The sequence below is a fragment of the bacterium genome, assembly GCA_004299235.1.
In the GTDB taxonomy this organism is placed as follows: domain Bacteria; phylum Chloroflexota; class Dormibacteria; order Dormibacterales; family Dormibacteraceae; genus SCQL01.
Map to the genome: position 1 here is coordinate 141,924 of SCQL01000033.1, position 6,922 is coordinate 148,845.

Here is a 6,922-nt window from a genome sequence, read left to right on the forward strand (position 1 = left end):
CGTCCTGTGCCGTTCTAGAATTGAACCGGACAGTCCGACAGATTCGCTTGGGTGATCGCCGGAGTCGGAAGAGAGATGTACTTGCGATCGTAGTGGGTCTGCCCGGTCAGCTGGTCGTAGGCCGTCGACATTGCGAGTTCCCCAAGAGTGACCGGCCGCTGGCACACCGTCCCGTAGATTGTCCCGTCCTTGATCAGGTTGGCAGTTGGCTGGTCGATCCCAACTCCGACCACCTTCGGCTTCGAGGCGAGACCGGACAGCGCCTGCCCGCATCCCGCGGCCATGTCCTGCGACATTGCGTACACGAGCTGAATCGTGGGGTGGGCGGTCAGCATGTTCTGACAGGCGGACCGGCCGCCTTCAGGCGTCCAGGCGCCAGGTTGCGTGGCCACGACGGTGAAGCTCGCCGAGCCTTTATGAATCGCGTCGAGGAAGCCTTGGCTCCGCTGGTGTACAGCGACAAAGCAACACCCGGAGCCCTCGACGATGGCGATTTGGCCTCCGGAGGGCAGCGCCTGGAGCGCCAGCGCGCCGGCGGTTGCACCGACCTGCACCTCGCCCTGCGTCACGTAGGCGAAGAGACCCGAGTACACATTCGCGGGATCGTCGGACGTCCCAACCTGCGTGTGCACGGCCATGACCGGAATCCCGGCGGCACGGATCTGGGCGACTTCGCGCTGCGCCGCGGCTCCGTCATTGGGCTGGAGGATGATCAGATCGACCTTCTGGGCGATGAGATCCTGGACGTTGCTCGCCTCTGTCTCGACCTTCCCCTTGGAGTCGAGCTCGATCACCTTGACGCCGAGCGCCTGCGCCTTGTTCTTGATGCCGGTTCCGATCGCCGCCGCGTACGGGTACTGCAGGCCAGCGTTGATCTCCCCGATTGTGAATGTCTTGTTGCTTCCGGACCCGGAGGCGCCTCCCCCTCCGCACGCCACGAGACTCACGAGCCCCACCGCGACCGCGGCGAGCGCCGAGAGCGACCCGAACCTAGTCATCGAAACCTCCTTGTACACTGTGACTGAAGTTGCGCTATGCTGCCATCTGATGTGTCAGTTTGTCAACATCGCTGCGGCGTGCGATCGTTCGGACTGACTTTGGGGCTCCGCCCTGGGGCCGCCGACGCCTATCGCGCGTACCACGCGGCGCCTTGGCCGGAGGTTGTCGCGCATATGGGTCGCATCGGCATCCGGCGGATGGCTATCTTCCTCACCGGGGAGGACCGGCTCCTCATGTACCTGGAGACTGACGACGGGTTCGAAGCCCCCAACGATTTCGCTCGCCTGTCTGAGGACGCGCGCACGCGCGAGTGGGGGGACTTGATGGCAGCGCTGCAGCGCCCGGCTCCCGAAGCTGATGGCGAGGCAGGGTGGCTAAGAATAGAGAAGGTCTTTGACTTCGACCGCGAGCAAGGAAAGCCCTTGACGGCCCGATGACCGGCCGCGACTTCGTGGGCTCGGCGTCACTCGCGACGCGCGCGCTCGGACGGACCTCGTTGAGCCTCACCGTCCTCGGCCTCGGGTCGGCGCCCCTTGGAGGGCTCTACCGGCCGGTCGACGACGACGAAGCGGTCAAAACGGTAGCGCACGCGTACGCACGAGGGATTCGCTACTTCGATACCGCGCCGCTCTATGGCTTCGGACTCGCAGAGAGGCGCGTAGGCGCCGCCTTGAGGCGTCAGCGCAACGATTTCGTGATCTCGACGAAGGTCGGAAGACTGCTCAGGCCAGTGGAGGATGCCGCACCGGACCCACTCTTCCCCGGAGCCCCACCCCTTCGACCGGTGTTCGACTTCTCCTACGACGGCGTGATGCGGTCGTTCCACGAGAGCCTCGAACGCTTGGGGCTCGACTCCGTGGACATCCTCCTAATCCACGATCCCGACCACCACCAATTGGAGGCGCTGTCCGGCGCCGCGAAGGCGCTTGGGGCGATGAAGGCCGCAGGCGTGGTCAAAGCCATTGGAGTCGGGATGAACCACGCGGGGATGCTCCAGCGCATGGCCTCGGAAGCCGACTTCGACTGCTTCCTCCTCGCCGGACGGTACACGCTCCTCGAGCAGACCAGCGCCGAAGACCTCCTCCATGAATGCCAGACCCGCCGGATAGGCGTTCTGATCGGCGGCGTCTTCAACAGCGGCGTCCTCGCTTCGACCGGTCCTGAAGCGACCTTCGACTATGCGCCAGTTTCGCGGGCCATCCTCGATCGCGTGCGAGGAATCCAGGCCATCTGTTCACGGTGGAACGTACCGCTGAAGGCAGCGGCCCTTCAGTTCCCGCTCGCGCATCCCGCTGTCACATCGGTGGTGACAGGCCCCAGATCGGTGGCGGAACTCGACGAACTATGCGACGCGCTGACGACACCGGTACCGAAGGAGATGTGGGAGGAACTCCGCCATGCTTCATACATCGCCGACTACTGCCCCATCCCCTCGTAGGCCGGGGAACTGCCAATTGTGACCGCGCCCGGCATCATCGACTCGCATCACCATCTCTGGGACCCGAGGCAAGCCTCCTACCCTTGGATGGACGGTGACGTCTTCACGCCCATCAGAAGGAGCTTCGACGAGGCGGAACTAGCTGAGATAGCTAGGGCGCACGGTGTAAGGCATACGGTTCTCATCCAGACACGACATGAGGTCGATGAGACAGAAGGGTTACTCGGCCTCGCCGCCGAAAGCGATCTCATCGCCGGGGTGGTTGGCTGGGTCGACCTGACATCAGCCGACGTGGAGGCTGAGCTGCGACGGCTCCGATCGCGGGGGGGCGGGAGCAAGTTGGTGGGAGTCCGCCACATCGTCCACGACGAGGAGGACGGCGAGTGGCTGCTGCGGGCGGACGTCAGTAGAGGTCTAGCCGCCGTGGGGCGTCTCGACCTGACTTTCGACCTTCTCGTCCGAACCCGAGAGCTGCCCGCCGCACTTGCCACAGTCCGCCGGCATCCCGACGTCCGGTTTGTCATCGACCATTTGGCGAAGCCGCCAATCGCATCCGGAAATTTGTCGGCCTGGAAGCGGGCGCTGGAGCCGTTTGGGTCAGAGCGCAACGCCTACTGCAAGTTCTCGGGACTGGTGACGGAAGCGAGCTGGGACCGATGGAGGGTCGAGGATCTCCGACCCGTGGTGGACTTTGCCATGGCTGTCTTTGGGGCGGATCGGCTCCTCTTCGGGTCAGATTGGCCGGTTTGCCTCCTCGCTGCCACCTACGACGAGGTCCTCGAGGCTGCTCAGGACTGCGTCGCGGACCGGCCCGAGGAAGATCGAACGGGTGTGTTTGGGGGTAACGCATGCAAGGCGTACAAGTTGGCGATCTGAGCGAACGCCTGGGAGCCTGCTACACAGGGGCCGTTTATGACATCCTCAGGGAGCGGGGCGTCTCCGATCGAGTGCTTCCCGTAACCATCCGATCGATCAGCGTCGGTCACAAGCTCGCGGGGCCCGTCTTCACAGTCACGGGTCGCCGGCTCGACGGGCTGGACCCGCACGAGACCCTGTTGCGTTGGACGGAGTTTCTGTCGGCCGCACCGGCGGGGTCGGTCGTAGTCTGCCAACCTAACGACTCGACGATCGCCCACATGGGTGAGCTGTCTGGGGAGACCCTGCTGGCGCGAGGCGTCCGCGGCTATGTCGTTGACGGCGGTTGCCGAGACACTGAGTTCCTCCAGGGCATCGGGTTCCCCGTCTGGTGCCGCTACTTCTCCCCGGCGGACGTGGTCGGTCGGTGGGTTCCGGAGGCTTTCCAGGAGCCGATCACGATCGGCGGAGTCAGGGTCTCGCCCGGCGACTTCATCCTCGCCGATCAGGACGGCGTCGTCGTAATTCCCGAAGCGATCACTGGCGACGTCGTGACTGAGATCGAGGCACTCATGAGGAAGGAGAACCGCGTACGGATGGCGATCCGGGCAGGCATGGACCCCAAGGAGGCCTACCTCACCTTCGGCGTGTTCTGACCTCCGGCGCGGCGCCGCGCCGGGCGGCGTCGGTTTCCGGAACCCTGGCCACCCAGAGGGGCGCTTGCAGCATCAGTCTTGACCAACTGCGATGGCAGTGCTAGTGTGGCTCGACATCAGCCTCAGCAGATAGAGTCCAGCCCGGCCCCCAGTACACGCGCCATGCAGCGCGGGGGGCACCCGAAGCACGCCATCTCTGGTTGCAAATGCGCGTTTAGGAGGAGTGCCGAGAAGTGACCAGCATCAAGACCGAGCTTGCGCGCCGGGTGCTTGCAGTCGGCGTGGGGGCAGCAACGATAAGCTCGATGTTCGCCGTGGCCGTCCTCGGCGCGAGGCCGGTGATGGCTGTGGCCCCGGCGCATCAGTCCGTGACCTCCGCCAATTGGAGCCAGGGCTACGAGTACTCGCCGGCCGGGGGCGACAGCTGGTTCACGACCTGGGCCGACGATGGCAATCTGTATTCAACCTCCGACGACACAACGGGGTGGGGAACCTGCTCGAGCAACGTCGCCATCTCGAAGGAGGTGGGCTCCGATCCTCTCAACCTCACCGGCAGCGACGTCAACTGCATGGCAGGCTGGGGGGGCGTGGGAGACGCCCAAGGCCATGGGGACAACGGCTCCTGGAAAACCTCAGGCATCACCTCGATCGGTGGAACCCTCTACCTCTGGATCACTCGGGACATTTACAACGACCCCAACAACGGGCACCGCGAGACATCCAAGAACCCGTGCCTTCTGAAATCGACCGATCATGGTCAAACCTGGAGCGGCCCGAGCCAGAGCACCTGCTTCAGCTCGCCCATGTTCGTCACCACCGCCTTCGGCGCGCCGGCATTCGTGCAGTACGGTCAAGACGGCTCCGGGGGTGTTGACGGCGGGGACACCTATGTGTACAGCATCTCCAACAACGGCAGTTGGGACAACGGCGACAGCATGATCCTGGGGCGCGTTCCCAAGTCTCTGATCGGCAACCTGAATGCGTCCGACTGGCAGTTTTACAGCGGGGCCGGTACCTGGTCCAGCAGCACCAGTTCCGCCGTCAATCTGATCGCAGAGCAGAATCACCTGGGCCTGGCCGGGGTCACATACGACCCCGCCCTTGGCATGTACATCTTGGCGTCCTGGTACTACCCCGGTGTCAGCGGCTACGGGCTGCTGAGCAATTATCCCGAGACCAAGTGGAATTTCTTTCAGTCACCGAAGCCGTGGGGCCCGTGGACCAAGATGTCGCTGACCGACTGGAACCCACAGGGGTACTACAACCCGATCTTCGTCAACAAGTTCATGGGCGGCGACGGGCTCACGGACTACCTGTTCACGACCGGCAATTTCGCGGTCCCGAGTCTCTACAAGCTGACGGTGGTTCAAGCCCACCTAGGCACCGGCGTCAGCACCGAGTACAACGATAACGCCGCTGGTGTCACGTACAGCGGCGCCGGGTGGGTCTACAGTCCGAATCGCGGGTATGGAGACTATCAGGACGATCTGCACTACACGCAGAGCAATGGCGATTCGGTCACCTTCAACTTTTCCGGGTCCGGCATCCAGTACATCGGCGAACTCTATCCGGGCTTCGGAACCGCGAATGTCTCCGTCGACGGCGGGATCCCGACCTCCGTCAGCGCGAGCAACACGGGGACGGGCCGCATTGCGCAATGGACGATCTACGCATCGCAAGGCCTGACCAACGGCGCCCATACCATCACGATTACGAAGACATCAGGGACATACGCCACCGTGGACGCGTTCATAGTTACCAGGCCTTTGACAAACGACAACGATGCTGCAGTTGCGTACAGCGGTACCGGCTGGATCTATTCGAGCACTACCTTCGGTGACTACGGAGATGACCTCCACTACACGCAAGTCAATGCGGACTCGGCCTCCTACAACTTCTCGGGGACTGGGATCCAGTACATCGGAGAGCTCTACCCCGGCTTCGGATCAGTCTCGATATCAATCGACGGCGGGCCCGCGGTAACTGCCAGCGAGGAGAGCCCCGACGGCAGCCGCGTGGCTCAGGCAACGATCTTTAGCGATCTCGAACTGGCTTCCGGGTCGCACACGATCACGGTGGCAAAGTCCACTGGGACCTATGCGACCGTGGACGCGTTCGCGGTACGGACCACGATTTGAATCCTTGAGTAAGGACGGGTACTTGTGGTTCGAGGAGCCTGTGTTCGACGTCGACGCCGGACGACCGAGTAATCCCAACCGGCGGTTCTAGGCGAGAATCGAAACCTATCGGCTCTTGTCAATCGCCCGCTTGCGGACTTCGTTGAGGCGGACGGCGATGAGCTTCCTCACGAGCGCTTTGGGAAGCGGTTGGTCGATCGGAAAGTGCAACGACCCCGCGGTGCTCCGGTAGCCACCGAGGTCATGGGACAGCTCGGCCAGCACCGAGCCGCTGTGAGGCAGGTAGCTGAGGTGATTCTTGAAGGCCGCGAATCCCGCGATGACCTTGCCTTCCAGCCGGAAGGCCGGCATGCCGTACGAGATGCACTCCTCCGCGTCGGGGAGGATGGCCGCGATCGTTCGGCGCAGTTTCTGAAGGGTGGTCCGCTTCGGCTCGTCGAGCTTGGCCAGGTAGTCGTCGATCGGTTGTGTCGGCACAAGGGCATTTTGCGTCGCCGGCAGCAAATGGTCATTGCTCCGCCTGGACGGTGGCATATTCGACAATGTCGCCTCGGGGGCTGATGAGCGTGCAATCCGGGCAGGGCCGCGGGCAGGACGTCGAGGTCATTTCATCGTTCACGCGCTGCGTGGCCGCGGCCCTCGACGTCCCCGTCGCCGATGTACCGCAGCCAAACCCCGTGGTGGGTGATTGGAAAGGGCAGCTCCGCCAGTGGCTGGCGCGGCGCCATCTGGGTCTGGTGCGGCTTGCCGGCGCCACCACCTTCGAATGGCCCGGTTACTGGATCGCGGTCGCGAAGCGAAACGATTCTCAACGCGATGCCGCTGTTCTCATGTTC

The 6,922-nt window shown here is 63.6% G+C and carries 8 protein-coding genes; 6 read left to right on the forward strand and 2 right to left on the reverse strand.

The genetic code is table 11. The annotated features are described in order from the left end of the window. Positions 1-14: 14 nt before the first annotated feature. A complete protein-coding gene (locus EPN29_13160; GenBank protein TAN31597.1) occupies positions 15-998 on the reverse strand; it encodes a sugar ABC transporter substrate-binding protein in 984 nt (327 codons plus the stop codon). A 36-nt stretch (positions 999-1,034) separates the two neighbouring features. Between EPN29_13160 and EPN29_13165 the strand changes: the two genes are divergently transcribed. From EPN29_13165 to EPN29_13185, 5 genes are all read left to right on the forward strand, one after another. After that, positions 1,035-1,436 (forward strand): L-rhamnose mutarotase, encoded by a 402-nt coding sequence (locus EPN29_13165; GenBank protein TAN31598.1) that lies wholly within the window; start codon positions 1,035-1,037, stop codon positions 1,434-1,436. After that, positions 1,433-2,437: an aldo/keto reductase gene (locus tag EPN29_13170; GenBank protein ID TAN31599.1), complete on the forward strand. Its 1,005-nt coding sequence runs from the start codon at positions 1,433-1,435 to the stop codon at positions 2,435-2,437. The genes EPN29_13165 and EPN29_13170 overlap by 4 nt, the downstream gene beginning before the upstream one ends. Positions 2,438-2,455: 18 nt before the next feature. Continuing rightward, the gene (locus EPN29_13175) at positions 2,456-3,313 is read left to right on the forward strand and encodes an amidohydrolase (protein ID TAN31600.1); all 858 of its coding nucleotides are present in this window, start codon (positions 2,456-2,458) and stop codon (positions 3,311-3,313) included. Then, positions 3,286-3,948 carry an RraA family protein gene (locus EPN29_13180; GenBank protein ID TAN31601.1) on the forward strand — a complete coding sequence of 221 codons (663 nt, stop codon included), beginning with the start codon at positions 3,286-3,288 and terminating at the stop codon, positions 3,946-3,948. The genes EPN29_13175 and EPN29_13180 overlap by 28 nt, the downstream gene beginning before the upstream one ends. A gap of 233 nt (positions 3,949-4,181) precedes the next feature. After that, entirely contained in the window at positions 4,182-6,086 is a 1,905-nt protein-coding gene (locus tag EPN29_13185) for a hypothetical protein (protein TAN31602.1), read from the forward strand. Positions 6,087-6,191: 105 nt separating this feature from the next. On the opposite strand, the gene EPN29_13190 is transcribed toward EPN29_13185, so the two are convergent. After that, a complete protein-coding gene (locus EPN29_13190) occupies positions 6,192-6,620 on the reverse strand; it encodes a DUF1801 domain-containing protein (protein ID TAN31603.1) in 429 nt (142 codons plus the stop codon). A gap of 26 nt (positions 6,621-6,646) precedes the next feature. Here EPN29_13190 and EPN29_13195 point away from each other — a divergent pair. Beyond that, positions 6,647-6,922: hypothetical protein (locus EPN29_13195; GenBank protein TAN31604.1), on the forward strand; the 276-nt coding region annotated here is incomplete at its 3' end.

Coding starts and splice junctions, on each gene's coding strand:
- EPN29_13160 (TAN31597.1), bottom strand. CDS start 998: ATGACTAGGTTCGGGTCGCTCTCGGCGCTCGCCGCGGTCGCGGTGGGG.
- EPN29_13165 (TAN31598.1), top strand. CDS start 1,035: ATGCTGCCATCTGATGTGTCAGTTTGTCAACATCGCTGCGGCGTGCGA.
- EPN29_13190 (TAN31603.1), bottom strand. CDS start 6,620: ATGCCACCGTCCAGGCGGAGCAATGACCATTTGCTGCCGGCGACGCAA.
- EPN29_13170 (TAN31599.1), top strand. CDS start 1,433: ATGACCGGCCGCGACTTCGTGGGCTCGGCGTCACTCGCGACGCGCGCG.
- EPN29_13180 (TAN31601.1), top strand. CDS start 3,286: ATGCAAGGCGTACAAGTTGGCGATCTGAGCGAACGCCTGGGAGCCTGC.